This window comes from Ruoffia halotolerans (genome assembly GCF_014049385.1).
Taxonomy (GTDB): domain Bacteria; phylum Bacillota; class Bacilli; order Lactobacillales; family Aerococcaceae; genus Ruoffia; species Ruoffia halotolerans.
Genome location: NZ_JACAOA010000002.1, coordinates 19,507 through 44,283, shown reverse-complemented (window position 1 = coordinate 44,283; position 24,777 = coordinate 19,507). Strand labels below are relative to the sequence as shown.

The window sequence follows — 24,777 nt, the reverse complement described above, 5'->3', positions numbered from 1 at the left end:
CGTGTTGTTTTTCCCCTGTATTTTATAATTCTAATCCTTATTCTGCCTAACATGTTAACGTTATCAGTCGATTAGAATGTTATTCTGATGTAAATATTATGACAGAACAAACCTGTAAAACAGCTGCATTGAATTTACTTCTTCTATAAGAAGCCGTTTTAATTAGGCGTTTATATAAGTTTTTTTAGAGGTATATTTAGTCTTGTTTTTATTTTATGCAAAAATTTATACGCAAAAAAACACCATTAGAACAGTATTTTCCTAAAAAAGAATTTCATTCCGAGGTGTTTTCGCTTACAATAAAGATAAATATAACTTATGAGAAAGGTTGATATATATATGGTTGAAGTACGTATTAATGAAACCGTCTTGAGAGATGCGCATCAAAGTTTGATGGCAACTCGCATGTCGACAGAAGATATGCTTCCAATTATTGAGAAAATGGACTCGGCGGGATATTACGCACTTGAATGTTGGGGGGGGGCAACTTATGACTCAGCGATTCGTTTCTTAGATGAGGATCCATGGGAACGACTACGCGAAATTCGTAAACGTACGCCGAATACGAAATTGATGATGTTACTTAGAGGTCAAAACTTAATCGGTTACCGTCACTATGCTGATGATGTTGTTGATAAGTTTATTCAAAAGGCTGTTGAGAACGGCATTGATATCTTCCGAATCTTCGATGCGTTAAACGATTCACGTAATGTTCGCGCTTCACTTGAAGCAGTTAAGAAATACGGTGCACATGCACAATTAGCAATTGCATATACAACAAGTGATGTTCATAACGTTGAGTATTACACAAAACTAGCAAAAGAATACAACGATATGGGTGCTGACTCAATCTGTATTAAAGACATGGCTGGTATCTTAACTCCGGCTGTTACTCGTGAATTAATTCCAGCGATTAAAGCTGTGATTGATGTTCCATTAAACTTACACACGCACGCAACAAGTGGTGTGTCACAAATGACTTACTTAGCTGCTGTTGAGAATGGCGTTGATATTATTGATACAGCGATTTCTCCATTAGCTGAAGGAACAAGTCAACCACCTACTGAATCAATGGCATTAACATTAGAAGAATTAAATATTAATACACACTTAAACATTGATACTTTAGAAGAAATTGCGGACTACTTTAAAGGCATTCGTGATAAATATTTAGCAGACGGAACATTAGACAGTAAAATGATGTTCGCTGATCCTAAAGCTTTAATTTACCAAGTTCCTGGTGGTATGTTATCGAACTTAAACTCACAACTCCGCCAAGCAGGTGCTTTAGATAAATACGATGCTGTACTTAACGAAGTTCCTTCTGTTCGTGAGGACATGGGCTTCCCACCACTTGTAACACCCTTGAGTCAAATGGTTGGAACACAAGCGGTATTCAACGTCTTAGCTGGAGAACGCTACAAGATGGTGCCTAACGAAATTAAGGACTACTTAAAAGGCTTATATGGTAAATCTCCTGCACCAGTGGATGAGGAATTCCGTCGCTCAATTATCGGTGACGCAGAAGTCATCGAAACGCGTCCAGCAGATCGTTTAGAGCCAGAGTTCGAAAAACTTAAAGCTGAATTAGGCGACCTAGGTAAAAATGATGAAGACGTATTAACTTACGCTTTATTCCCACAAGTGGGTCAGCAATACCTAGAAAGAAAATATCAACCTAAACCAGTCGCAGGAGAAACAATTAAGATTCATGCCCGCTACGGTCAATAGTAAGTCGATGAACGAAGGAGGAATTTAATTAGATGGAATCAATTAGTATTATAGACGGTTTAATGTTAACAGTCGTTTCTATGCTTACAGTGTTCGTAGTCCTTATAGCTCTTTGGGGTATCACAGAATTAACTGCAAAGTTTGTTAACGGAAGCGAAAAAACAGAATCTACACCCGCACCTGCTGAACCAAAGCCTGCAGTAAACACTAATAACTTAGCACCCAACAAAAAACATCAACAAGTTGCTGAATTAGTTGCTTTAGCATTAGCGTCAGAAGATGAGCCCAACAAGAAGTTAGAAATCCAAGAATCAAAACGAATTAAATAATCGGAGGATATAAATCATGAAAAAATACGAAATCGAAATTAATAATGAAGTATACCGCGTATCGGTAAAAGAATTACCTGCTGATGCAGATATGTCAACGGGTCAAACAGCTGCTCCTGCTGCTCAAGAAACACAAAGTGCTTCAGCACCTGCTGCAGCATCAGGCGGAACAGAAATTAACGCACCAATGTCTGGAACTATCTTAAAAGTTGCTGTCACACCAGGTCAAACAGTTGCTCAAGGGGATACATTAATCGTCTTAGAAGCTATGAAGATGGAGAACGAAATTGTTGCACCAGCTGACGGTGTTGTTGGTGAAATTAGTGTCAGTCAAGGTGACAGTGTACAATCTGATCAATTACTACTGACTATATAGGAGGTATTCGTTTACATGTTAGACACAATTAATGAACTTATACAAACTTCCGGGTTTTTAAGTTTAACTATACAAGAAATCATCGTCATTATGTTGGCATTGGTTTTAATCTTTTTAGCCGTTTCTAAAAACTATGAACCCTATTTATTAATTCCAATTGGATTCGGTATGTTACTTGCTAACTTACCTCTAACTGGATTAATGGATCCTGCTACTGCGACTGAGAATGGTGGACTATTATACTACTTATATCAAGGGGTCGGGCTCGGAATATTCCCACCACTGATCTTCCTCTGTTTAGGAGCTTCAACTGACTTTGGTCCGCTTATTGCGAATCCAAAAACATTGTTATTAGGGGGAGCTGCTCAATTCGGTATTTTCGCTGCATTCTTCGGTGCTTTAGCCTTAGGAATGACGCCAAGCGAATCTGCTGCCATTGGTATTATTGGGGGAGCAGATGGCCCAACAGCTATCTATATTTCTTCTCAATTAGCTGAGCATATCTTACCAACAATTGCGATTGCTGCTTACTCATATATGGCGCTTGTTCCAATTATTCAACCGCCAATTATGCGCGCGTTAACAACTGAAAAAGAAAGAACAACTGTTATGAAGCAAGCACGTCCAGTATCACAGAAGGAAAAAATCATTTTCCCAATCGTTGTTACTTTATTCGTAAGTTTACTAATTCCTTCAGCTGCATCATTAGTTGGGATGTTAATGTTAGGAAACTTAATTCGTGAAAGTAAAGTTGTACCTTTAATCACAACAACTTTAGAGAACTCAATGATGTATATCATTACAATTCTTTTAGGTGTTTCAGTAGGTGCTTCCGCAGATGCTGCTACTTTATTATCACTTGATACAATCAAAATCATTTTCTTAGGTTTATTCGCCTTTGTTATTGGTACGACAAGTGGTGTCCTTATGGGTAAACTGATGTACAAAATAACAAATGGTAAAATTAATCCATTAATTGGCTCTGCAGGTGTTTCTGCTGTACCAATGGCTGCGCGTGTTGCACAATCTGAAGGGATTAAAGCAAACCCTAATAACTACTTATTAATGCATGCAATGGGACCAAACGTAGCTGGAGTTATTGGATCAGCTGTTGCAGCTGGTATCTTACTAAGCTTCTTTGGATAATCAATGTAACAAATGAGTTTATAACGAAGGTATACTTTTAACGAAGTATACCTTCGTTTTTTGTTAATATTTTATATATGTATGTTGAATTGAAGCTATTACCATAGCTTATTGAATTTCAACTCAAATAAGTATACAATTCAAGTGCAATGTTTAATCACATATTTTGTTCTTTGAAAAGAATAATAAATAATTTAGGAGGTATACAATGGATTCTACAGTTGAAGCCGTTAAGGCAAATTTAGATATCAATTCCAATCAAACGTTAAAAGTTTCTGTCTATCATGCATTTAAGCGTACCATTATCTTAGGTGAAATTCCCGCAGGTGAGCGTATTAATGAATCGGTTTTCTCAGAAGAAATGAACATTAGTCGAACTCCAATTCGCTATGCGCTCGAACAACTTTTAAAAGAAGAACTGGTTGAACATGTTCCAGGTATCGGGATGATTGTTAGAGGGATTAGCATTAAAGACGCTTATGAAATTTATGATATTCGTAAAGCACTCGACACACTTGCCTTTACTAAAGCTATGCACCTGATGACCGAGGAAGAATTCGATGAACTTGAGCGGCATTTACAAAGCGGTGATAGCATTCAGACAAAAGAATCTGATGACCGCATTGATAATTTAATTAATAATTTCTCTGGGTTTAATGCGTATGTTTATGAAAAGTCACAGATGCGTCGTCTACCGAAAATTATTGATGAGTTGCAGGCCTATCTCGTTTACTTTAGAGAATTATCCATTCGTTCAGAAGTACGCAGTAAAATTGCGTTAGAAGAGCACTTCTTAATCTTAAGAGGGATGCGAAATAAAGACGTTGAAGCGATGACTATGTTAATTCATGAGCATCTCGATCATTCATTGGAGTTTATTATTGAAGATATGGAGAATCGTAATATTGGATAATGTACACTCAATCCATAATCGCATTCCCCGTCTCGCAACGAAAGCGTTGATGTATGAAGTCTCTTTATCACCTAAACCAGGTTTAGTGGATCGTTTCAATAACGGTTCGCACCGAGATATGAACTTTTACACGTTTGTTGATAGCGTACTTTCTTTTGAACCCTTCTTTAAGCAGTATTATGACTTAGGAAGAAACTTACATCAAACAGAAGATTTAAGTGAATTATTTAACGGATCAAGACGTATTGGAATTAATGCGGAAATCGCTATGTTTGAAGCAACGCATGGTATTAATACTCATAAAGGTGCTAACTTTTCATTCGCCCTTTTTCTTGTAGCTGTAGGTTATATTATTGAGCGTGAGCAGTTGTCGACTTGGTCAGCTTCTCACACAACTGAGGCGTTTCAATTGATTCGTTTAATGACCAAAGATATCTTACTGAAAGATTTTGATGATGTTCATACAAGAGAAAAATTATCTCATGGCGAGAGATTGTATATTGAACATGGCATTACGGGGATTCGCGGCGAGGCAGTCAGCGGCTACCCTATCTTACAAGATATATTGATGCCTTATTTACGAAGTTTAGATGATCCAATACTAGAACATAATTTATTAAAAGCATTGCTACTCATCATGGGACACATTGAAGACGGCAATATTATTCACCGGGGTGGGTTCGAAGCTTGGGAAACCATTAAGATGGAAGCACTTACTTTGTTTGATGATCCTAATGAGCCGAGCGAATTTCTAGAAGCGCTGCACGAATATGACCAAGTGATGATTGAACGACATCTGAGTCCTGGTGGAGCGGCGGATGCTTTAGCTTTAGGTATCTTCTTGTCTCTATTAGAACAAGCGGAGTTTTAATACAGCGCCCTTCTTCCTTAGTGAGCTATATTTTCTAACAAAAATACAGTATAATGAAGATATAATTGGAAACAATTAAATAAAAGATAACAGAGTAAAAAATAAGCGTGAAGTGTTCTTAGATGGGATGTTGCTAAGAAACGAAACTTGGTTCACTGAACTAGGTGCGATTTATTTTTGCATTCGCTGCATATCACTATGTGGCTCTCTGTGAAAGAGGAGAGTATTCATATGAACAAGAAGGTAGACGTCGAGCAGAACATTAGACCAAGGAAAGTTACAACGTCGCAGTTAACTTTAATGGCGGTTATGATCGCCGCAAGGATTGTCTTAAGTTTCATACCGTCTTTAAATTTCGGTAACTTAGTTGAAATCGGCCTTGGCTTTGTCGGTACAGCCTTTAGTGGGATTTTATTTGGTCCACTTTTCGCTTTGCTCGTGTCAACAGTTACGGACTTAATCACTTTTTTCATTAGTGGGAGTGGGTTCTTTTTCCCTGGCTTCACGTTAAGTGCCGCTTTAGGTGGATGGATTTACGGTTGGGTTCTATGGCGTAAGCCAATCAGTTGGAAACGTGTGTTTGTTGCGGTTTTACTCGTGACATTAATTATCAATTTAGGTTTGAATTCCGTGTGGATTCGCATGATGTATGGCCGCGCATGGGCTGCCTTTATGCCAATGAGAATTGTTAAAAACCTAATCTCATTACCAATTAACACGATTATATTAACGTTCCTATTCAAGTCACCAACCATCGAAAAACTCATTAAAAAATATCAATTTTAAAAACATTCAATAAATACCCTCTGTCTAGCGTGCGAGTCCAGTGATTACTGGCACGTTGGGCAGAGATTTTTTGTTTTTTTACATAAAATTCCTTTATAATATAAGGAACAAGTAATCAGGAAAGGTGATAGTATGGTTAAAAAAATTGCAATTATTGGTGGGGGTATTGTCGGTTCAACGGCGGCTTACTATTTAGCGCGATCTGGTCACACAGTCACAGTCTTTGACCACGGAGTTGGCCAAGCTACGCGCGCTTCTGCAGGTATTATCTGTCCTTGGTTCTCTTTACGTCGGAATAAGCCTTGGTACTTTCTAGTATCTAAAGGGGCTGAGTTTTATCATCAGTTTATGCAAGATTTGAAAGATGATGGTTATAATACAGACGCCATCTATCAAATCGATGGTACGATCATGATTCGAAATACAGATAAACGCGTTCAAAAAGACCTTGATCAAGCAGAAGCGAAACAAGAAGCTTCACCTTCAATTGGAGAAGTTAAGAAACTTTCAACAGAAGATATCTCGGATTATTTACCTTTAATTGAATCGGATCATCCAGCGACGTGGGTTGAAGGTGGGGGTCGCGTTCATGGTGATGCCCTTATTGATACACTTCACCAAGCGATTCAAGACTTAGGTGGGAAAATTATTCGTGAAAAAGCCCAACTTAAGAAAGAAAGTGGGGATATCTACATTTCTACCCCTTCGGTGGCTAAGCATAATTTTGACCGCTTACTTCTTTCTCCTGGTCCTGGTTTAACAAACTTATTAGAACCTCTAGGATACAAGGTTGATATTCGTGCTCAAAAGGGTCAACTCTTTGTGCTTAAACATACTGACTGGATTTACCAGCATTGGCCAGTGATCATGCCTCCAGGACAAAGTGATATCATCCCATTCAATAATGGTGAAATTATCATTGGTGCAACACACGAAGATGACCAAGGCGACAACTTAGATGTTGATGAAGCTGTGCTACATGAATTACGAGATGAAGCTAGAAAATGGATGCCAAGTGTTGATGACCATGACATCGTTGAATCTAAAGTAGGAACACGGGCGCATACGTCAGATTTCTCAGTGCTTGTTGGTGTAGTACCAGACTTAGACAATGTCTGGGCAGTCAGTGGCTTAGGATCATCTGGTCTAACAAGTGGGCCATTCTTAGGCTATCAGTGGGCAAAGCTCGTTGAAACTGATGCTTGGGACATTGATAAAGAAGCTTTTCCGATTGAAAAGTATATTCAGGCAAATAACGCTCAATAGTCAGCTAACACTGCCAAAATAAGTAATTCTTATAATCACATGATTAGAGTTTTAATTGAAAACGTGGTATATTTGAATTAGCAATTTATTTTTATTATTATCATTGAGGAGGATGTTCTTATGTGGAAAGAGTTTAAAGGCTTTATTGCGAACGACAGCATTATCACTATGGCAACTGGTATTATTATGGGTTCAGCATTTACTGCAATTGTTAATTCATTAGTTAACGATATTTTCATGCCGATTATTGTGGCACTTACAGGTCAAGCAGATGTATCCGGTGTTGCTATTTCAATTGGTAACACTGAATTAGCTGTTGGGTTATTCTTACAAGCTGTTATTAACTTTATCTTAGTGGCTTTATTTTTATACTTAACACTTAAAGCTTTAGAGAAAGTACAAAATAAAAAAATCGTTGCTCCAGACGAAGAACCTGCTGGACCAACTGAAAATGAATTATTAGAAGAAATTTTAGGAGAATTACGTAAAAAATAATTCTTTAGACATCAAAACTCAGGCACCCTGTTAAATTAACAAGGTGCCTGAGCTTTTTTTTCTTTTATTCGTTGTTTTGACTTCTGAAGTCCACTACACCAGATAGGGCTGCAAAGATCATAGCTGCAATCGGCCAAAGGAACCAACTGCGTCCCCAATCCGCTGTGATAAACTATAACCAAAGAAGATGGCAGTCACTATTGGCCAGTAAATACCGGCTATACGATCAACCACTTCACTTTCCTCATCCTCTGACTGACGGTGATTAAGTAATGTATTCAAACTGCCCCAATAAATCCCTGTAGAAATCAACATATAGATAGCCATAGAAACCACTGCTAGAAAAACCCCTACAACATAGCCAATATGTTCCTCTGCAAAACTTGGAAATAGTAGGTTAATGATAATGATTGGAAGTACGCTCACTATGATTAAAGCAACGCCAAAGGATAATTGTCGCGTATGAATCGGACGATAATTCTCAATCTCTTTCTCGACAAATCCGCGAACACCGAACTCCAACTCAAAAGCTTCTTCTAAAAACGCAAAGTTTTGCATACGCATATTCGCAAAGATCATCACACCGACACCTAAGGCTACAAGTAAGAACAGCGCACTAATTCCAATCGCTTCACTGACATTCTCTGGAATTATTCGAAGCATCGAGGGTGTTGTTAAAGTCAAATCGGAATGACACTACTTATTAGTAGCACAACCCCTATACCAATTCGGTGAGCAAAATCTGACTTCTCTTCTATTATTTTACACTTAATTTATTTTAGAACCTATTTAATTTTTAACGAAAGTCACACCCTAAATCATGGTCATTGATAATGCCAATGGCTTGAAGGTATGAGTAAATCGTGACACTGCCAATAAATTTAAAGCCTCGCTTCTTCATATCTTTTGTCACTGCATCACTTAAGGGGCTTTGAGTAGGACGTTCCTCATCTAATTGACTCACGACTTGCTCACCTGAAACAAAGCCCCAGATATAGGCATCAAAACTGCCGGACTCTTCTTGAACTTTCATAAAGGCTTGTGCGTTTGCAATCGCCGCTTTTATCTTCCCTTTGTGGCGAATAATTCCTGCGTCGTTCGCTAAGCGTTCAATATCTTCTTCACCGTATTCAGCAACTTTTTCATAAGCAAAATGATCAAAGGCGTTTATAAAGTTCTCTTTTTTGGATAAGACGAGTTGCCAGGACAAGCCGACATGAAAGCTTTCCAATATTAACCATTGAAATAACGATTGATCGTCATGTTCCGGCACTCCCCAGATATGATCATGGTATTTCACATAATAATCCGGTTTGCCCGCAATCCATTCACAGCGTTTGATTTCAGTCATTTTGTCCACTCTCCTTAATTTAAAATATCGAACAAGCCAATCGCAATTAATAAGATGATAAAAGCGTAATTCAGCTCGCTAGTAAGTAAAATATAAGCTATATATTCACGAATAATTGAGAATGGCCATAAATACGATGGTGTACCTGCGCCTTGATAGTAGGCTTTAAAGCGACTTTGGCGCGCAATATAGGTCGACCGCATCAAGTGAAAGCGGCTCGTAATGACCGCCACTTTCCCGGACAGGCGATGTTCTTTAATTAGCTCATTGGCGAATTTAAAGTTTTCATCCGTATTTTTCGCTCGTGGTTCTAATAAGATATCTTCGGCTGGGATTCCTTTTTGAATTAAATAATTCTCCATCCCTTCAGCTTCTGAATACGTTGATTGATGCTGAGGACCTCCGGTAACAATAATTGTGATTTTTGAATGAGTTCGGCTCTTCTGTCTATAATACATTTGAATTGCCTCGTCTAATCGTCGTCTCAAGACATTCGTCACATTATCTATGTCATCTAACTGACTTCCTAAGACTAGTAAAATCGTTGCTTGCTTCCCTCTCGACCACAAACTAATCGCAAAATTTAGCGTAATATAGCACAGAAACGTCCCTACAAAGTAAATCGATAAGTAAATATAAATACCAATAATTTCTTGGATTTGAATATCATTCAAACGTAACAATGCCCAAATCGTTGCCCCGACAAAGACAAGCAAGGTAAAAGCTAGGATAAGATTAAAAATCGTCCTTGAAATCCTCGGTGAAGGTTGCCGGACGGTCTGATTAATTGCTAAGATCGCAATCAGTAATAAGACAAAGGGCACTGCCGCAATGAAAAAGCCACTAATAATATATAAAAAATATCGAAACATAAAGACAGGTGTCCAATTACTTTGTAAAACCAAGCCCATTAAAAAGCTATTTAAACCGTACAAAGCGAAGGCAGACGGTTGGAGCCAAGAATAATTCGTCAAAAAAGAGAGGAGAAATAGCACCAAAAATACAATGGCAATTCCATACAATAGCACTCCTTTTCCCCCCTCTGAATATTTTTAAGTTAAGTTATGATAATCATTATAAACAATTTGCTTTTTAACTTCACGAATTTTTGCAACTTCTTTAATGGCATCTTTCGCTTGAATCCCTTTGGTGGTCATCATTAATTCCACATGTTCTTTATAAGGTAAATTCGATACCGCTTCGTCTATGGCTGTTTTCACAGAGCCACCTTCGATTAATAGGACGCATTCCCCTTTAAGTTCACGGTCTTTAAGATGTTCACTCACTTCCGCTGCACTCGCGCGAATGTATTCTTCATAACGTTTTGTTAGTTCACGCGCGATGACAACCTGCGTGTCTTCTCCTAAATGCGTCACAACTTGCGATACAGCTTGTTTAATCCGGTAGGGTGATTCATAAAAAATCGCCGTCTCGTCTCTTTGCCCGACAATTTCTAAAGCCGCTTTTTGATCTGCTTTACCTCGTGGGAAAAAGCCGTAATAAGTAAACTGTTCACTTGGTAAACCTGAAGCAACTAGGGCAGTTAAAGCCGCATTCGCTCCTGGTAACGCCACCACTGGCAAATCCTCTTCCAGACAAGCTTGAACTAGAGGTTGCCCAGGATCATTAATTAAAGGCATTCCGGCATCACTAACTAAGGCGATTGTCTTACCTTCATGTAGTTCATTAACCCAAGCTGTGACTTCATGACTGCGTGAATGTTCATGAAAACTACGTAAATTCGCTTGAATATCAAAATGATTTAATAACTTAATCGTATTTCGTGTATCTTCAGCTAGGACAATATCAGCCTCTTTTAAGATATTGACGGCCCTAAACGTCATATCTTCCAAATTACCAATCGGTGTTGGCACTAAATATAATATTCCTGCTTCTTGTTGTTGGAAACTATGTTGTTGCACACTGATCCTACTCCTCTATTGGCTCTTCGTCTTTATTATCGGTAAATTTATTTACAAAGACAAGTTGTTGGCTTTTAACATCTGCTTGTCCATGCTCTTTTAAGTATTTTTCCTTTTGGGGGCGGGTTAATCGTTTAAATTTTGCTTCAGCACTCATTGCTAACGACTTGCTCTCCCAACGTTCCGCATAGATCATGCGAACCGGAAGTCGTTTGCGAACACGGGTATATTTCGCTCCCTTACCCGCATTATGGGTAGCCAAGCGGTTAGCTAAGTCAACGGTATAACCTCCGTATAGCGTGCCGTCTTGACAGAATAAGACGTAGAAATAATATGCCTGTTTACTCGCCATTATACATCGCCATCAATGTCGGTGTATATTCATTGTTATCTTCATGAACTACAATTACCGGTTCAATCTTCACACCGCGACGTCCTCCGCGATATATCGCTTCAATTAGGACACCATTCGCATTCATGTCTTTCTTCGGATGAATAAACTGAATACGGTGAATACTGAAATGGTGATTTAGCAATGTTTCGATTAAATCATCTAAACGACTCGGGCGGTGAACGATAAATAATTTACCTTTTTCTCGCATAATTTGACTTGCCTTTTTGACCCATTGTTCCATCGTCAGCATCAATTCATGACGCGCTATAGCATGACTTGTCAAACGGTGGGTCGCATTACTACTTTCTGCTAGAAAGTACGGTGGATTACAACTAATAATGTCATATAATTGCCCTTGTGTATGTTTTAGATCATTAATATCTCCTTGAACAAAGGTAATTTGGTCCTCTTTACCATTCCACTTCGCACTGCGTCTTGCCATATCTACTAAAGGTTCTTGCAGTTCAATACCGTTTAATGGTGCCTCTGTTCGATGTGACAGAAGTAGCGGGATGACCCCATTGCCACTACAAAAATCCAAGTATTTAAATTTATTTCCTTTAGGTAATTTAATGAAATTTGCTAGCAACAAAGCATCCACTGATAAAGTAAAATACTCTGTACTTTGAATAATACCTAACTTTCCACCTAAAAATGAATCAACTCGTTCAGTTGAATGAACGAGTTGAGATTTATTTTGAACATCCATGAACAAGCCTCCTCAAAATGTATATTATGAATGATTTTCTAAGCGTTCTAGAATTTCCTGGCAGAACAAACATTGCTCATTAGAAGAACGACGTGATCCAAAAAACTCATGACACACATGAATCCCTTCGTTATAAAAGCCTAGAAGACTCTCGCGCCCACTACTTGTCTGACTATCCTCTTCCCCTTCAGTCACTTCTTCTTGAGCGTCTGTTTGGAATTTAATTAACAGACTTTTCAAATCATTGTTACTCATACGTAGTTTATTGTTTTCCTCAACTAAGTTGTCAATGACTTCTCTCAGCTGTGCCACTGTATCACTTAACTGAAGCAAATGTGTCTCTGCTTCATCAAACATTTCTAAGTAATTTTTTTTGTCTCTCATTGTTTGGCACACCCTCTCTTCTTCGTATATATTATTGACTTGCTAAGATAGCAAGGCGTTCCGTAGCTAACTGAGGCGCAACATTTGCCTGTAATCGTTGTTTCGTCTCAAGAATCAAATCATTTAATTCTAAAATATGTGCTAGCGACGGTTGTTTCGTTTTAATCACTTCGTTAATAAAATAAGCTTGGGTTAAATTCTCTACTTCAGTATTTGACAATATTCTCAACATGCTATGATTTAAGATTAATAAATAATCCATACCGTCTAAAGCCTGTTGAGTACTCAAGGAGTTTTTTAGTTGGGTTTGAACTAAGATCACTGCATGAAGATTCCCATGAGCCAGTGTCGAATAAAAATAATTCAACGATTTAAACCAATTCGTTACGTCTGCTTCTTCATAATCGCTCACAAGTCTTTGGGCAGTTTCCGAAGACATCTTTGCGAAAATACGGGCATGCGCCTCGGATACCCCAGTTTCAATATAGTAAGCTACTCGCTCACTCACATTCGCTCTTGGAAAGTGAACACTTTGAACACGGGATTGAATCGTTGGCAGCAGATTACTTTTGTCTTGAGTATAAAGAACTAAGTAAACTCCTTCAACAGGTTCTTCTAAAAAGGTCAGTAAGGCATTCGCACTCGAAGGGTTCATTGTTTCAGCACTTTCAATGATTGCTAACTTGAAGTTACTTTCAATCGGACTGGTTGATAACCATTCTTTCAGTTCACGAATTTGATTCACTCGAATGGATTGCCCGTCCGGCTGAATTGAAACGACGTCAGCTAATTGATGATTTTGTGCCTTTTGACAATGTTCACATACGCCACAAGGGTGACCTACCTCATCCTTATTCAAACAACCTAATGCTTTAATCAGTTCGGTTGAGACATGCTCTTTACTTTCATAATCATCACCCGTAAAGACATAGCCATGCACGAGTCGGTTTTGGTGAATTAATTCATAAAAATAATGACTTAATTGCCCCATATAGACACCTCTAGACTAGAATCGGTAGAAGCTATCAATTGGTAATACGAATACAATCGCTCCACCTACTTCAACTTTCATCGGGAATGACGTTGCGACGTCTAAGTTCATATCTAAGTTCGCTGGGTAAGCAACGACTTGATCTCTTTGCTCTGAACAATCGCGAATAATACCTAAGACTTTATCCACATTATCGTCTTCCACTCCAACTAAAAAGGTCGTATTCCCGTGTTTTAAAAATCCACCTGTACTACTTAATTTAGTAGCGGAAATATTGGCCTCACGAAACGCATTTCCTAATACAGCTTCATCCTGGTCTTGTACAATTGCAATGACTAATTTCATGATGATCCTCCTCTTAATCTATAAGTTCCTTGTCTTTTAATATTGCGATACACTCTTGTGCAACCTCTTCAACACTTTGGTTGCCGCTCACTAATATAATTCGGTCATTATCTTTTTCAAAATTCAAGAAAGCTTCTCGCACCATTTGGTGGAAATCAATACTCTCTTGATCTAAGCGGTCAAATTGACGTTGGCCTTGGGCTTTATAAATACGCTCCAAACCAACTTCTGCTGAGACATCAATGAGCAATGTTAAATCAGGCATATGGTCTTCAATCCCAAATTTGTTAATCGCCCAAATATCTTCAACTGGAATGCCTCGCGCAATGCCTTGATATGCAATAGAGCTATCTACAAATCGGTCTGTAATAACGATTTGGCCTTTTTCTAAGGCTGGTAAAATCGTCTCTATTAAATGTTGACGACGACTCGCAGCGAATAGTAAAGCCTCTGTTCTTGCATCCATAGCGGTATTATCCACATCTAGAATCACTTCTCGGATACGTTCCGCTATGGGGCTCCCACCAGGTTCTCTCGTAGTTAATACATCGTACCCAGATGCCTCTAATATTTCTTTTAGTGCTCTTACTACACTTGTCTTACCTGAGCCATCAGGTCCTTCAAGTGAGATAAATTTTCCTTTAGTCATCTCTACACTCCAACTCATTTATAACTCGCGTCTACCTTCAATGGCTCTAAATAAAGTCATTTCATCTGCGTATTCAATATCACTACCTACAGATAAGCCGTGGGCCAGACGTGTTACTTTAATCCCGGCAGGTTTGATTAAGCGTGATAAGTACATCGCCGTCGCTTCACCTTCAGCGGTAGCATTGGTCGCTATAATCACTTCTTTTATTGTCTCATCCTCAAGTCGTTTAATTAAACTTGGGATATTTAAATCCTCTGGCCCTGTTCCTTCCATCGGTGACAAAACGCCACCTAATACATGGTACAGGCCACGGAATTCTTGCATTCGTTCCATTGACATGACATCTCTAGTATCTTCTACAACAAGCACTTGGCTACGGTCACGACTTTCATCCGTACATACAATACATGGATCAGAGTCTGTAATATTTCCACAAATACTGCAATGCGTTAAGTCACGCTTTGCGTTAATTAAGTTTTGTGCAAATTCCAAAACATCTGCTTCGTTCATATCAAGCACATAGAAAGCATGTCTTGCGGCTGACTTTGCTCCAATCCCTGGTAATTTCGTAAAGGAATTAATCAGCTTCGCAATCGGCGCTGGATATTGCATACAGTCTCCTACTTTCTACTAAAACGGTAAGTTTAATCCTTGAGTGAATTTCCCTAAACGTTGTTCAGTTGCTTTATCAACTTGTGCTAAAGCATCGTTCACAGTCACAATGACTAAGTCTTGTAACATATCGATATCTTCTGGATCCACTAAATCTTCTTTGATTTCTAATTCAACGATACGTTTTGCTCCAGTTACTTTAACTGTTACTAAGTTATTGTTATCAGATGCTTCAAAAATTGACGTTTCAATCGCTTTTTGTTCTTTCTCCATATCTTTTTGCATCTTTTGCATTTTTTGCATCATACCTTGCATGTTTCCCATTTTCATAAATATATCTCCTTTTTGTGCTTTCTGGGCGAGCAATATTTTACTTAAATATTCGCTCACTCAGCCTCTCACTTTTTATTATTGTTCATTATATATACTAATATAATGTTTTTCTTACTTATGTTAGTGCGATAGAGCCAATGATTTCATCCGCTCGTCAAACGATTCATCTTATCTTTCTTTTTATGCATCATTCTGTCATTTTTGCACAAACAAAATAAGCTTAAATGCTTAGCTCTATTATAACATAATCTCATGTTTTTCGGACTACCAACGGCATTTTTCATATAATAATCTATAAAGGCTTTTCTTATTCCTAGATTAACAATATTATTGCTATAATTTTCAAAATACTATACTAAAAAAAACCATCTAGCCTATTTCTTGTCCGATATTGACAAGGCCTAAGCTAAACGGAGTTTTATTTAAGTATTTTATTTAAAACGGTCAAAGACCGGCTTTATTGGCCAATATAGTAACGGGACTAGAATAGCTGTGACAACGCCAGTAAATAAAGAAGCTGGCAGTGCTGAAATCGCGCTAGCCACTGCGCCACCAAGGACTGAACCTAACATCAATTGTTGGATGATGTATTTGAAAAATATCAACACAATCTTAGTCACTGCTCCGACAATACCTAGTGCGATAATGTTTCGCATTCGGTTATCGTAATGAAACACGTAACGAAAGATGCATTCTACCACTAATAGAACGATAAAGTTCTCAATTAAGGTGAAAAGTACGACTGGTAAATAGCCGGACGTAATATCAAAAATCGCTAAGCCAAGTAAAGCGGCGATCGTTCCCTTTTTAAAGCCCATAAACAATATAGCTAATATCACTAAGGCGTTCCCTGGATGGACAAACGTATTACTAATCGCTGATGGCATTGGGATTCGAATCATATAAATAGCCAAGACAATTAAGGCAGCATACGTAGCTATCTGAGTTAAATCTCTTGTATCAATCTTTTCATTATTCATATTCAATACCTCCTCTCATATCTTTAACGATCATAATAAATATTTACATTCTCTTCACCGAACAATTCGATGGCTTTGCTCACAATCTCAGGGGGTCCCTCCTCTTCTTCGGGTTCATTATTATCTAATTCCATAGTGCGATGACTGGGTGATCCTTCTTGCGAGAAGATGTCATCAATACTTCTCGTCGAATTCGGCAAAGACGCTTCAAGTGAATCCATCGAATGATTTGATTCTTGGGGCTCTTCTGCTGGAGCTTCCTGACTCTCTTCTCTAACAGGCGTTTCTTGTGTCTTTTCAGACACTTCTTGAGTGGATGTTGCTTGCTCGTCAACGACTTCCTCTGTATCAGTTTGGTTATTTAGCACTTCACTTTCAGCTATTGTCTCGACTTCGACTGTTTCTTCTACGTCGTCAGTTTCATCTTCTTCAATTGGAATCGGTGCGCCGTTATTTTTCTTACGTAACATCGCATAGTTCTTACGGACATCCGCCCATTCACTTGCTAAGATGATAATGATTTTCATTGAGATGCCAGTTTTTTGCTCAACAACGTCTTCAATGTACTTCATTAATTCACGGTCGTGTTGGACGTCTCCAGCATAGGCTGGATTCGGGAAGCTAATTAAAGCACTGCCTTCACCGGCTGCTAAAGGTTCTGTTTCAAAGAATTTTGCTCGTTGTTGAGGTGACAATTCACCTAAGACCGCTGGCCAATGCTCTTTCATCAAACGAATATGTTGATGTGTCGCGTTATTCAATACACGGTATACATGATTTAATCTCAATTTATAGCGCGCTTGTTGGCGAGCAGGTCGTTTACGTGGGACTTTCGGTGCTTCTTCGGCCACTGGCTTCGCATCATTAGTCACTTCCCCGTTACCTTCTTGATTAATCGGTTGGACACCTTGATTAGTCGGCTGGTTCTCTAAGTAAGCACGAATTAATTTATCCTGACTTTGCACTTGTTGGGACAAGGCCGCAAGTTTTTCTTCCAACTGACGCACTGTATCCATTAAAGCGCCATTAACTGCTTCATTGGATGCGCTAGCTGTATTAGCTTGTTGCCCACCGCTCACCAATTGTGTTTTATCCGTTTGGGCTAATTGAATCGTCATCACTTCAATATATAAGTTTGGTGAGGTACTAAAACGCATTTTCCCTTGTGTTTCATTCAATGTATCAATGAGTACATAATAGAAATTTACGGGAACTTCTTCACGTAAAGGTTGAATTTCTTGCTCGCTGAGGAGTGTTTGGTTTTGCTTAATATGTAAAGTTAGTAACATATCACGACTGAATAAGATTAATTCATCAATAAAGCGTGCCGCTTGTTTCCCTTTTTGTAGTTGGTCATTGACGATTTCTAAGGCTTCTTCAATATTTTGACGGTAAACTGTTTGGATATAGTTTAATAAAGCCATTTGGTTTAAGCTTCCTGACACCTCAAGTGCGGTTTCAACAGTCACTTCTTCCGTATTAAAAGAAATCGCTTGGTCAAGTAAACTTACGGTGTCACGCATTCCACCATTGGCTGAACGCGCAATGATTGCTAAAGCTTCTTCGTCATAGTCGATGTTGTCATGGTTAAGAATTTCTTCCATTCTTCCAATTAACTCTTGATCTGTATAAAGTTGGAAGTCAAACCGTTGCGTACGCGACAGGATTGTAGCTGGAATCTTATGGGCTTCGGTCGTCGCTAGGATAAATACCACTTGCTCAGGCGGTTCTTCCAATGTCTTCAACAGAGCATTAAAGGCTGCTGTCGTAAGCATATGAACCTCATCAATAATATATACTTTATAACGTGCTTGGCTAGCTGCATAGCGAACGTTCTCACGTAATTCACGGATTTCATCTACCCCATTATTTGACGCGGCATCAATTTCAACCACATCACCTAACTGACCTTCGGTAATTAAGCGACACATGTCACAGTTATTACATGGGTTTCCATCCGTTTGGTTCGGACAGTTAATCGCTTTTGCTAGAATCTTAGCAGCACTGGTCTTACCTGTTCCACGCGGTCCAGTGAATAAATAAGCGTGACTAATATGATTCGATTTGATGGCATTTTTTAGTGTTTCTTTAATAATGGGTTGTCCAACCATCTCGTCAAATGTTTGCGGGCGCCAAACCCGGTAAAGTGCTTGATAACTCATTTATTTTCCCCTTCCACATGTTCATAGTCTACTCATTATAAACAAAAATACCCTTCATGACTATGAAATAAAATATATTTCACAGTCATAAGGGAAGTCATCTCTTACTAATATAATCTTACCATATTACAACGCGGTCTTCTGGTGCAAAATACATTTTGTCGCCTTCTTTAACATCAAATGTTTCATAAAACTCATCCATATTACGCACTTGGATGTTCGCACGTAATTCTGCTGGCGAGTGAACATCAATCGAAAGAAGTAGTTGTTGGTACTCAGGACGGGCTTTCAAGCTCCAAATACGCGCCCAGTTCATAAAGAATTCTGATAAGTTCGCATCATCTTCTTGTTTTGTTGCTTCTAGCGCTGCAGTTAAGCCACCGCCATCGGCGATATTTTCTGAGACAGTCAATTTACCGTTTACTTTTCCACCCGCAAATTCAATGCCATCCCATTGCTTAATCATCGCTTGCGCTCTTTGATCAAAGGCTTCCAGATCTGCTTCTGTCCACCAATTGTTCATATTTCCTTGAGCGTCAAATTTTGCTCCATTATTATCAAAGGCATGAGACACTTCATGGGCAATGACTGCACCAATTCCACCGTAATTCTCGCTACGTGTTTGATCTACACTATAGAAAGGTGCTTGTAAAATCGCGGCAGGGAAACAAATTAAATTGTGGTTTGGATGGAAGTAGGCATTCACAGTCGCGGCACTCATACCCCATTCACTGCGGTCAACCTCTTTGTTCCAACGAGCAAAATCACGTTCATTAAACTGTCGCGTAAATTCTGCTGTATTTGAGTAGAAACTCGCTTCATCGTTCACTTTTAATTTTGTGTAAATTTCTGGATACGTATCAGGATACCCTACAAAAATATCTAACGCATCGAGCTTTTTAATTGCTAACTCGATGGTCTCTGCCGTTAACCACGTATTGGCTTTTAGACGATTTTGGTAAACGCCAATCATTGCTTCTACCATTTCACGTACATCTAGACGCGCTTTGTCTCCAAAGTATTTCTTACCATAATAATCCCCAATCACTTGACTAAACATACCAATCGTTATGTAGTAAGCGTGTTTTTCAGGACTTTGCGTCTTTGGACTGCCTGATAAAGCTAATTGATAAAGGCTTCCTGCTTGGCGTAGTTCTTCAGATAATAATGCCGTTTGGCTATTTGCTAAATTTACAATCATCCAAGCTCTGAGTAATTCAATCTGTTTATTGTTAACAATGGCATGGAAAGCTTCGAAAAACTCTGGCTCAGAAACAATGGCTTTATCAATATCTTGACCGATGAGTTCTTTGAATAAAGCTAAGAAGTCAAAGTCTTGTGAGTAGTATTTGATCTCCTCTGCTGTACGGGGGTTGTATGTAATCGTATAATCCGCTAATTCTTCAGAACTTTTCATATGTGGAATGAATAAAGCATCGAACTCAACTGCTTGTTCAACTAAGTTTGCAGCTTCATCTGCGTCAAATCCCATTAACTCTAATACTTTTTGACTCATATCTTTATACACTGTTAATAAGCGTTCGCCCGCTTCATTACCTGGTTGATAATAAGTTGTATCTGGTAAAATCGTACCCGGCACAGATAAACTTAAGATGTATGTTGATGTATCTTTCATATCCGGTTCAATGCCTAATGAGAAAGGTAAAGGCAAGCCGTAACGTGCCCACTCCGGTGCAAGTGTCTGCAAGTCTTGAATTGTTTCTAGAGCTTTTAACTTTTCTAGTAACGGTTGAACAGGTGTCTCCCCAAGCGCATTGCGTTTGTCGAAATCCATCGCTTGTTTGTAATACTTAAGCATTTCAACTTGTTCATCGTTTGTTAATTCAATGTCTCCAGCAACCATCTTGTCCAGATCAGTCATTAATAATTCCTCTACGCCATCACGCAGATTCATAAAGCCTCCGGTTGACGATTTGTCATCTGGAATTACAGCCGTTTCAAGCCATTCTCCGTTGACCGCTTGATATAAATCATCTTTAATGAGTTCTTTGTCTATTGCCATTCGTTTCACTCCTATTTGAATATTTAGTCTATTATAGCACTTTTATATTAAGCTAGAGTGAAGTGACGCTCACACTTACTAATATTTTTCCCATAAAATAAGAGCCTAGACAATCGACAGAATGTCAGCATCTAAGCTCAGAAAATATCATTAAATTCCTAATTCTTTACGAAGATCAGAAGCCATCTTCTCGTATGCTTCTTCCTCGAGGAATGTTTCACCATGATTCATCGCAAAGGGTGTTCACTACTCAAATTCGCCTTCATATTTAGGTACAACATGGAAGTGAAGATGCGAACCACTGTCGCCGTAAACACCATAGTAAATTTTATCTGGTTGGAAAATGTTTATGCATTGCTTTAGCAACTTTAGTTATATCAGCAAAGTAGTTATTTCACTCTTCATCTGAAATATCGACCATTTCACGCACGTGATCTTTTTACCCAACAATGGTACGACCTGGGTGACTTTGCTTACGGAAAATAATAACCAGTGACGTTTCCAGCTCACCTACAAAATAGCCAAACTCATCTAATCATTCACCTTTTTGACAATAACCGCAATTTGGATCTAAACCATATAACATATCGCCGTCTTTAGTTAATACATGCTTTAGCAGGAAGATTTAGAATATAATTTATATCCTATCTCCATCGACTTAATGTCCGGTGATTTCTTTATCGCTTACTTTTCACAACTTTATTTAACTGATCTGCATCATGATTTCTTGAATCGGTTCATTACGATTGTGCAGACGCATTTGATAGTATAAAAAGATATCATTAGATTCTTCGAAGAATCTAACGATATTTTTATAATTTATTTTCACTATATTTTTACAATGATCTGTGTCAGGATACTCGTAACAACCACAACTGTTAGTACTTGAGCGGTTGCAGTTGGCGCATACTCCATATATTCTGGATTCATGGCTCCAATAACAGCCGGGGTACACTCAGCGATATACCTGCTGCTGACATCATTGAAAGTGAAGCCATGCCGTTATTTTTCAATACTTTTGTATCCAAGGGGTATTGGTAGAGATTAAATAAGTAATAAACACCTACTAATAATACGCCGATTAAACCTGATTGAGTCGCATCCGTTAAGTCTAACCCTTGTCCAATATTCCATCCTAATAAAGGCAGTAAAGTAGCGACTCCTGGTCCGAACAATTTATTGAACTCTTATTCGATATTTCCAAGTATTATTCCTAAAATCACTGGAATCAGCGTTGAAATGAGTGACATCCATTCAAATCCTTCGGCTGAAAATAAACTATTGATAAATGCCGGCATTAATGGAATGGAGAACAAAGAGGTAATACCAAAGACTGTCTTGGCTTCCTCTTTTCGAAATTCATTAACTAAGGCTAAATAAACCACAGGATTAATATTTCCAATCGTCAAAATGAAGCGCGCAAGTAATAGCACACCATGATTTTTCACTACTTTCTTTAAAGCACCAAGCTTCATCCCTGAACCTAAAAGTAATCCTCTGTTAAGCAACCAACATGAAATAATTCTTGCCAAAATGTATATATAAACGCTGATAATATCATTGGAACTAAGAAAGTGCCCGAAGGAATCTTATTGATCGACTTCAACATCTTATCATCCCCTATTTGATATTGTTAAATTATGTTCAATATACACTATCGTAGAAGAATAATCTTGGTATAGTCTCATTTGAAGGGCCAGACGTGTTTACTAATAAAAAATAGAACGCTTGGATTTACAATCGTTCTTTCATTTAAATAATTGCACAAAAAAAGGCACATAGCTTCACCACTTATAGCTGCTACCTTCCGGTCCTGACTCATTCATGGTTCCACTATTGCCAACACTTATAATAACATAAAAGACACTCGAATGCAAAAACTTTTTAGCATTAATTATCGATTTCTAATATTTCCGCTTGAACTAATTGTTGAAGCACTGGAATAACCTCTTCTTCAAACCACGGATTAATCTTTAACCAGCGCTGATTCAAAGGCGATGGATGTACCAGTGGGAAGAACTCTGGCAAGTAATCTTCATAATGGCGAACAGTCTCTGTTAAATTTCGCTGACGTGTTTTTTTAAGATAATGCTTTTGTGAGTAATTTCCAATCAATAGAATTGTCTTCAGATTTGGTAACTCATCGATAATACGCGGATGCCATTTCGGTGCGAACTCTTTTCTAGGCGGAACATCCCCAGTCTTAGCCTTACCTGGATAGTAAAAGTCCATAGGTAGCTGAGCAATTTTATTTGATTCATAGAACTGTTCACGAGTCAGTCCCATCCATTCCCGCAAACGGTCCCCACTAGGATCATTCCAAAATAATTGCGTTTCTTCCGCTTTACGTCCTGGTGCTTGCCCAATAATCGCCATCGTTGCTTCTTTCGGCGCTTTGAATAAAGGCGGTACCCCGCGCTCGGTATAGGCCCGATTCAATTCATCTTCCATGATTTCTTGATAAATCTTATCCATCATACTGCTTGTCATCCTTCCATTTAATTAACAAGTTGTCCACAATTTATTTTATGTTAAAAATAAAGCCTCAATTCCTATCAAAATAGGTTAATTTTTCTTAAAATATACGATAAATGCTTCAATTTATCAACAATCAGGTAGTTATCAACAACTCAAGTTGTGCATAAGTCTGTTGATAAGTCATTTTTCTGTGCATAGTTGAGAGTTTTGAACAGACGTTCCCGTTTTTCTGTGGGTTATACACATCAATCTGTGGATAACTTTCTTTTTTTCTTATTTTCACGTAATTCTCTAAAGAAATTGGTTAAAAGTTGTCCACATTCTTCAGCTAAAACCCCTTTAATCACTTGAGTTTGGTGATTAAACCGCTCGTCTTCCAATAGATTCATGAGTGTTCCACCACAACCAGCTTTTAGATCCACTGCTCCGTATACTACATTCTCAACACGTGAATTAATGAGGGCTCCCGCGCACATGGGGCATGGCTCTAAAGTGATATACATTGTTGTCCCTTCGAGTCGCCAGGCGTCAAGTGCTTTATTGGCGGCCTGAATGGCCTTAATTTCTGCATGTCCTGTAGCATCTAACTCCAACTCACGGACATTATGCCCTCTGGCAATAATCTCACCATCTTTAACAATAATTGCACCGATCGGGACTTCTGCCTTCTCTTTAGCCACTAACGCTTCTTTTATCGCTTCTTCCATCCACTTTTCGTGCTCTAATCGTACTGCTTCTCTCAATTCAATTGCTTCTAACATATTTCACCTCAGATTGTTTACTTCTCTTCGTTCGTTATACACAGCTTTAAGAATTTTCATACACAAAAAACCGAGCAAACCACTTCACTCTTCAGTGTACATGATTCACTCGGATTTATTAACTCTTTTACAGATTATTCAAAATACTCTTGAACGCGGTCAGTCACGTCAGAAGACATGCCTTTTGCACGATCCATAATAGAAGAGAATGCATCAGATGCTTGGTCTTTCACGTTTCCAGCACCACTTGCTAACTTAACGATTGTGTTTACTTCAGAATCACTTAAGTTATCAACAGCATTTACCAAACTATCTGAACCATTTAATTTATGTTTTACAAATAATTTAGCGCGTTCACGGTTCACAACACCTTCAACTCTATGACGAAGGCCATCGTTGTAGTACATCATTGCTGCAATTCCGGCAACTGCTGTAGCTGAACCTAGTAATATTAAGCCAAGTGACACATTATTTCTTTTTTTACTCATTTAAATTTCCTCCTTTTATGCTATATAAATTTATAACATCTTCATATTCAATTGATAAGTATATTATAGCATAAAACGCTATCACAACCTATTAATACGCCGTGTCTGGAAACGAAATTTTATAGTATATTGCGGTAACCTACTATTCGAACGCGTTATTGTAGTATATTTAATTTTAAAATTGATAGTTTAAAATTTATTTAATATCGCTTACCCTTATCTAGCAAGATTTATACGAACAAAAAGCGAACTAAAATCTATGATATTCAATTTATCCTA

At 38.4% G+C, this 24,777-nt stretch carries 29 protein-coding genes, 1 other RNA gene, 1 pseudogene and 1 riboswitch; of the genes and pseudogenes, 9 read left to right on the top strand and 22 right to left on the bottom strand.

All coding sequences use genetic code 11. From position 1 onward, the window contains the following. Window positions 1-339 precede the first annotated feature (339 nt). From HW423_RS00995 to mscL, 9 genes are all read left to right on the top strand, one after another. Window positions 340-1,731, top strand: coding sequence for an oxaloacetate decarboxylase subunit alpha (locus HW423_RS00995; RefSeq protein WP_218930093.1), 1,392 nt, complete (start codon window positions 340-342; stop codon window positions 1,729-1,731). Window positions 1,732-1,763: 32 nt separating this feature from the next. Continuing rightward, window positions 1,764-2,060: an OadG family protein gene (locus HW423_RS00990; RefSeq protein WP_218930092.1), complete on the top strand. Its 297-nt coding sequence runs from the start codon at window positions 1,764-1,766 to the stop codon at window positions 2,058-2,060. 16 nt (window positions 2,061-2,076) lie between these two features. After that, entirely contained in the window at window positions 2,077-2,436 is a 360-nt protein-coding gene (locus HW423_RS00985; protein ID WP_218930091.1) for a biotin/lipoyl-containing protein, read from the top strand. Between the two features lie 15 nt (window positions 2,437-2,451). Further along, window positions 2,452-3,582, top strand: a complete 1,131-nt coding sequence (locus HW423_RS00980; RefSeq protein ID WP_218930090.1) for a sodium ion-translocating decarboxylase subunit beta — start codon at window positions 2,452-2,454, stop codon at window positions 3,580-3,582. Window positions 3,583-3,790: 208 nt separating this feature from the next. Beyond that, complete coding sequence (locus HW423_RS00975) at window positions 3,791-4,495, top strand: GntR family transcriptional regulator (RefSeq protein ID WP_218930089.1); 705 nt, start codon at window positions 3,791-3,793, stop codon at window positions 4,493-4,495. Next, complete coding sequence (gene citG / locus HW423_RS00970; RefSeq protein ID WP_235956193.1) at window positions 4,488-5,366, top strand: triphosphoribosyl-dephospho-CoA synthase CitG; 879 nt, start codon at window positions 4,488-4,490, stop codon at window positions 5,364-5,366. Before HW423_RS00975 ends, citG begins: the two co-directional genes overlap by 8 nt. A gap of 88 nt (window positions 5,367-5,454) precedes the next feature. Next, window positions 5,455-5,557: riboswitch (THF riboswitch) on the top strand. Between the two features lie 40 nt (window positions 5,558-5,597). Then, on the top strand, window positions 5,598-6,152 hold the full coding sequence (locus tag HW423_RS00965; RefSeq protein WP_138403885.1) for a folate family ECF transporter S component: 555 nt from the start codon (window positions 5,598-5,600) through the stop codon (window positions 6,150-6,152). Between the two features lie 132 nt (window positions 6,153-6,284). Beyond that, window positions 6,285-7,418, top strand: a complete 1,134-nt coding sequence (locus HW423_RS00960) for an NAD(P)/FAD-dependent oxidoreductase (RefSeq protein WP_218930087.1) — start codon at window positions 6,285-6,287, stop codon at window positions 7,416-7,418. Window positions 7,419-7,538: 120 nt separating this feature from the next. After that, window positions 7,539-7,913: a large conductance mechanosensitive channel protein MscL gene (gene mscL / locus HW423_RS00955; protein WP_218930086.1), complete on the top strand. Its 375-nt coding sequence runs from the start codon at window positions 7,539-7,541 to the stop codon at window positions 7,911-7,913. A gap of 117 nt (window positions 7,914-8,030) precedes the next feature. On the opposite strand, the gene HW423_RS00950 is transcribed toward mscL, so the two are convergent. The 22 genes and pseudogenes from HW423_RS00950 to HW423_RS00840 form a co-directional block, all read right to left on the bottom strand. Continuing rightward, window positions 8,031-8,597 (bottom strand): hypothetical protein, encoded by a 567-nt coding sequence (locus tag HW423_RS00950; RefSeq protein WP_218930085.1) that lies wholly within the window; start codon window positions 8,595-8,597, stop codon window positions 8,031-8,033. Between the two features lie 112 nt (window positions 8,598-8,709). Continuing rightward, window positions 8,710-9,264: a DNA-3-methyladenine glycosylase I gene (locus HW423_RS00945; RefSeq protein WP_218930084.1), complete on the bottom strand. Its 555-nt coding sequence runs from the start codon at window positions 9,262-9,264 to the stop codon at window positions 8,710-8,712. A 14-nt stretch (window positions 9,265-9,278) separates the two neighbouring features. Beyond that, window positions 9,279-10,136, bottom strand: a complete 858-nt coding sequence (locus tag HW423_RS00940; protein WP_218930083.1) for a YdcF family protein — start codon at window positions 10,134-10,136, stop codon at window positions 9,279-9,281. 180 nt (window positions 10,137-10,316) lie between these two features. Further along, window positions 10,317-11,186, bottom strand: coding sequence for a 16S rRNA (cytidine(1402)-2'-O)-methyltransferase (gene rsmI, locus HW423_RS00935; RefSeq protein ID WP_408014873.1), 870 nt, complete (start codon window positions 11,184-11,186; stop codon window positions 10,317-10,319). Between the two features lie 7 nt (window positions 11,187-11,193). Next, window positions 11,194-11,538 (bottom strand): GIY-YIG nuclease family protein, encoded by a 345-nt coding sequence (locus HW423_RS00930; protein ID WP_218930082.1) that lies wholly within the window; start codon window positions 11,536-11,538, stop codon window positions 11,194-11,196. Beyond that, window positions 11,528-12,289 (bottom strand): tRNA1(Val) (adenine(37)-N6)-methyltransferase, encoded by a 762-nt coding sequence (locus tag HW423_RS00925; RefSeq protein ID WP_218930081.1) that lies wholly within the window; start codon window positions 12,287-12,289, stop codon window positions 11,528-11,530. Before HW423_RS00925 ends, HW423_RS00930 begins: the two co-directional genes overlap by 11 nt. A 24-nt stretch (window positions 12,290-12,313) precedes the next feature. Next, window positions 12,314-12,673 (bottom strand): initiation control protein YabA, encoded by a 360-nt coding sequence (locus HW423_RS00920; protein WP_218930080.1) that lies wholly within the window; start codon window positions 12,671-12,673, stop codon window positions 12,314-12,316. Window positions 12,674-12,704: 31 nt separating this feature from the next. Then, window positions 12,705-13,664, bottom strand: coding sequence for a hypothetical protein (locus HW423_RS00915; protein WP_218930079.1), 960 nt, complete (start codon window positions 13,662-13,664; stop codon window positions 12,705-12,707). A 15-nt stretch (window positions 13,665-13,679) separates the two neighbouring features. After that, the gene (locus tag HW423_RS00910) at window positions 13,680-14,009 is read right to left on the bottom strand and encodes a cyclic-di-AMP receptor (protein ID WP_218930078.1); all 330 of its coding nucleotides are present in this window, start codon (window positions 14,007-14,009) and stop codon (window positions 13,680-13,682) included. Between the two features lie 13 nt (window positions 14,010-14,022). After that, complete coding sequence (gene tmk / locus HW423_RS00905) at window positions 14,023-14,658, bottom strand: dTMP kinase (protein WP_218930077.1); 636 nt, start codon at window positions 14,656-14,658, stop codon at window positions 14,023-14,025. Window positions 14,659-14,676: 18 nt separating this feature from the next. Then, window positions 14,677-15,273, bottom strand: coding sequence for a recombination mediator RecR (recR, locus tag HW423_RS00900; RefSeq protein ID WP_138403897.1), 597 nt, complete (start codon window positions 15,271-15,273; stop codon window positions 14,677-14,679). Between the two features lie 18 nt (window positions 15,274-15,291). Beyond that, the gene (locus HW423_RS00895) at window positions 15,292-15,609 is read right to left on the bottom strand and encodes a YbaB/EbfC family nucleoid-associated protein (protein WP_425328879.1); all 318 of its coding nucleotides are present in this window, start codon (window positions 15,607-15,609) and stop codon (window positions 15,292-15,294) included. A gap of 428 nt (window positions 15,610-16,037) precedes the next feature. Then, window positions 16,038-16,586: an ECF transporter S component gene (locus HW423_RS00890; protein WP_218930076.1), complete on the bottom strand. Its 549-nt coding sequence runs from the start codon at window positions 16,584-16,586 to the stop codon at window positions 16,038-16,040. Window positions 16,587-16,609: 23 nt separating this feature from the next. Continuing rightward, window positions 16,610-18,748, bottom strand: a complete 2,139-nt coding sequence (dnaX, locus tag HW423_RS00885) for a DNA polymerase III subunit gamma/tau (protein WP_218930075.1) — start codon at window positions 18,746-18,748, stop codon at window positions 16,610-16,612. A 118-nt stretch (window positions 18,749-18,866) separates the two neighbouring features. Beyond that, window positions 18,867-20,771, bottom strand: coding sequence for a M13 family metallopeptidase (locus HW423_RS00880; RefSeq protein ID WP_218930074.1), 1,905 nt, complete (start codon window positions 20,769-20,771; stop codon window positions 18,867-18,869). 828 nt (window positions 20,772-21,599) lie between these two features. After that, a complete protein-coding gene (locus HW423_RS11470; protein ID WP_408014875.1) occupies window positions 21,600-21,686 on the bottom strand; it encodes a hypothetical protein in 87 nt (28 codons plus the stop codon). An 11-nt stretch (window positions 21,687-21,697) separates the two neighbouring features. Continuing rightward, window positions 21,698-22,246, bottom strand: a pseudogene (locus tag HW423_RS11000) (2-keto-3-deoxygluconate permease). Window positions 22,247-22,254: 8 nt separating this feature from the next. Then, the gene (locus HW423_RS11465; protein WP_408014874.1) at window positions 22,255-22,332 is read right to left on the bottom strand and encodes a hypothetical protein; all 78 of its coding nucleotides are present in this window, start codon (window positions 22,330-22,332) and stop codon (window positions 22,255-22,257) included. A 195-nt stretch (window positions 22,333-22,527) separates the two neighbouring features. Next, window positions 22,528-22,620, bottom strand: an RNA gene (gene ffs, locus HW423_RS00855) — signal recognition particle sRNA small type. A gap of 41 nt (window positions 22,621-22,661) precedes the next feature. After that, a complete protein-coding gene (locus tag HW423_RS00850; protein WP_235956202.1) occupies window positions 22,662-23,246 on the bottom strand; it encodes a uracil-DNA glycosylase family protein in 585 nt (194 codons plus the stop codon). A 248-nt stretch (window positions 23,247-23,494) separates the two neighbouring features. After that, the gene (tadA, locus tag HW423_RS00845) at window positions 23,495-24,010 is read right to left on the bottom strand and encodes a tRNA adenosine(34) deaminase TadA (protein WP_218930068.1); all 516 of its coding nucleotides are present in this window, start codon (window positions 24,008-24,010) and stop codon (window positions 23,495-23,497) included. 134 nt (window positions 24,011-24,144) lie between these two features. Beyond that, window positions 24,145-24,498, bottom strand: a complete 354-nt coding sequence (locus tag HW423_RS00840; RefSeq protein WP_218930067.1) for a hypothetical protein — start codon at window positions 24,496-24,498, stop codon at window positions 24,145-24,147. Between the last annotated feature and the right edge of the window lie 279 nt (window positions 24,499-24,777).

What these genes read in the sequence shown, in the direction of transcription:
- HW423_RS00975 (WP_218930089.1), top strand. Translation starts at nt 3,791, where the DNA reads ATGGATTCTACAGTTGAAGCCGTTAAGGCAAATTTAGATATCAATTCC.
- HW423_RS00910 (WP_218930078.1), bottom strand. Translation starts at nt 14,009, where the DNA reads ATGAAATTAGTCATTGCAATTGTACAAGACCAGGATGAAGCTGTATTA.
- mscL (WP_218930086.1), top strand. Translation starts at nt 7,539, where the DNA reads ATGTGGAAAGAGTTTAAAGGCTTTATTGCGAACGACAGCATTATCACT.
- HW423_RS00920 (WP_218930080.1), bottom strand. Translation starts at nt 12,673, where the DNA reads ATGAGAGACAAAAAAAATTACTTAGAAATGTTTGATGAAGCAGAGACA.
- HW423_RS00995 (WP_218930093.1), top strand. Translation starts at nt 340, where the DNA reads ATGGTTGAAGTACGTATTAATGAAACCGTCTTGAGAGATGCGCATCAA.
- HW423_RS00940 (WP_218930083.1), bottom strand. Translation starts at nt 10,136, where the DNA reads ATGTTTCGATATTTTTTATATATTATTAGTGGCTTTTTCATTGCGGCA.
- HW423_RS00915 (WP_218930079.1), bottom strand. Translation starts at nt 13,664, where the DNA reads ATGGGGCAATTAAGTCATTATTTTTATGAATTAATTCACCAAAACCGA.
- HW423_RS00890 (WP_218930076.1), bottom strand. Translation starts at nt 16,586, where the DNA reads ATGAATAATGAAAAGATTGATACAAGAGATTTAACTCAGATAGCTACG.
- HW423_RS00945 (WP_218930084.1), bottom strand. Translation starts at nt 9,264, where the DNA reads ATGACTGAAATCAAACGCTGTGAATGGATTGCGGGCAAACCGGATTAT.
- HW423_RS11465 (WP_408014874.1), bottom strand. Translation starts at nt 22,332, where the DNA reads ATGATATTATCAGCGTTTATATATACATTTTGGCAAGAATTATTTCAT.
- HW423_RS00850 (WP_235956202.1), bottom strand. Translation starts at nt 23,246, where the DNA reads ATGGATAAGATTTATCAAGAAATCATGGAAGATGAATTGAATCGGGCC.
- HW423_RS00925 (WP_218930081.1), bottom strand. Translation starts at nt 12,289, where the DNA reads ATGGATGTTCAAAATAAATCTCAACTCGTTCATTCAACTGAACGAGTT.
- HW423_RS00880 (WP_218930074.1), bottom strand. Translation starts at nt 20,771, where the DNA reads ATGGCAATAGACAAAGAACTCATTAAAGATGATTTATATCAAGCGGTC.
- HW423_RS00990 (WP_218930092.1), top strand. Translation starts at nt 1,764, where the DNA reads ATGGAATCAATTAGTATTATAGACGGTTTAATGTTAACAGTCGTTTCT.
- recR (WP_138403897.1), bottom strand. Translation starts at nt 15,273, where the DNA reads ATGCAATATCCAGCGCCGATTGCGAAGCTGATTAATTCCTTTACGAAA.
- HW423_RS00960 (WP_218930087.1), top strand. Translation starts at nt 6,285, where the DNA reads ATGGTTAAAAAAATTGCAATTATTGGTGGGGGTATTGTCGGTTCAACG.
- HW423_RS00980 (WP_218930090.1), top strand. Translation starts at nt 2,452, where the DNA reads ATGTTAGACACAATTAATGAACTTATACAAACTTCCGGGTTTTTAAGT.
- HW423_RS00930 (WP_218930082.1), bottom strand. Translation starts at nt 11,538, where the DNA reads ATGGCGAGTAAACAGGCATATTATTTCTACGTCTTATTCTGTCAAGAC.
- HW423_RS11470 (WP_408014875.1), bottom strand. Translation starts at nt 21,686, where the DNA reads ATGGAGTATGCGCCAACTGCAACCGCTCAAGTACTAACAGTTGTGGTT.
- HW423_RS00840 (WP_218930067.1), bottom strand. Translation starts at nt 24,498, where the DNA reads ATGAGTAAAAAAAGAAATAATGTGTCACTTGGCTTAATATTACTAGGT.
- dnaX (WP_218930075.1), bottom strand. Translation starts at nt 18,748, where the DNA reads ATGAGTTATCAAGCACTTTACCGGGTTTGGCGCCCGCAAACATTTGAC.
- tadA (WP_218930068.1), bottom strand. Translation starts at nt 24,010, where the DNA reads ATGTTAGAAGCAATTGAATTGAGAGAAGCAGTACGATTAGAGCACGAA.
- tmk (WP_218930077.1), bottom strand. Translation starts at nt 14,658, where the DNA reads ATGACTAAAGGAAAATTTATCTCACTTGAAGGACCTGATGGCTCAGGT.
- HW423_RS00985 (WP_218930091.1), top strand. Translation starts at nt 2,077, where the DNA reads ATGAAAAAATACGAAATCGAAATTAATAATGAAGTATACCGCGTATCG.
- HW423_RS00965 (WP_138403885.1), top strand. Translation starts at nt 5,598, where the DNA reads ATGAACAAGAAGGTAGACGTCGAGCAGAACATTAGACCAAGGAAAGTT.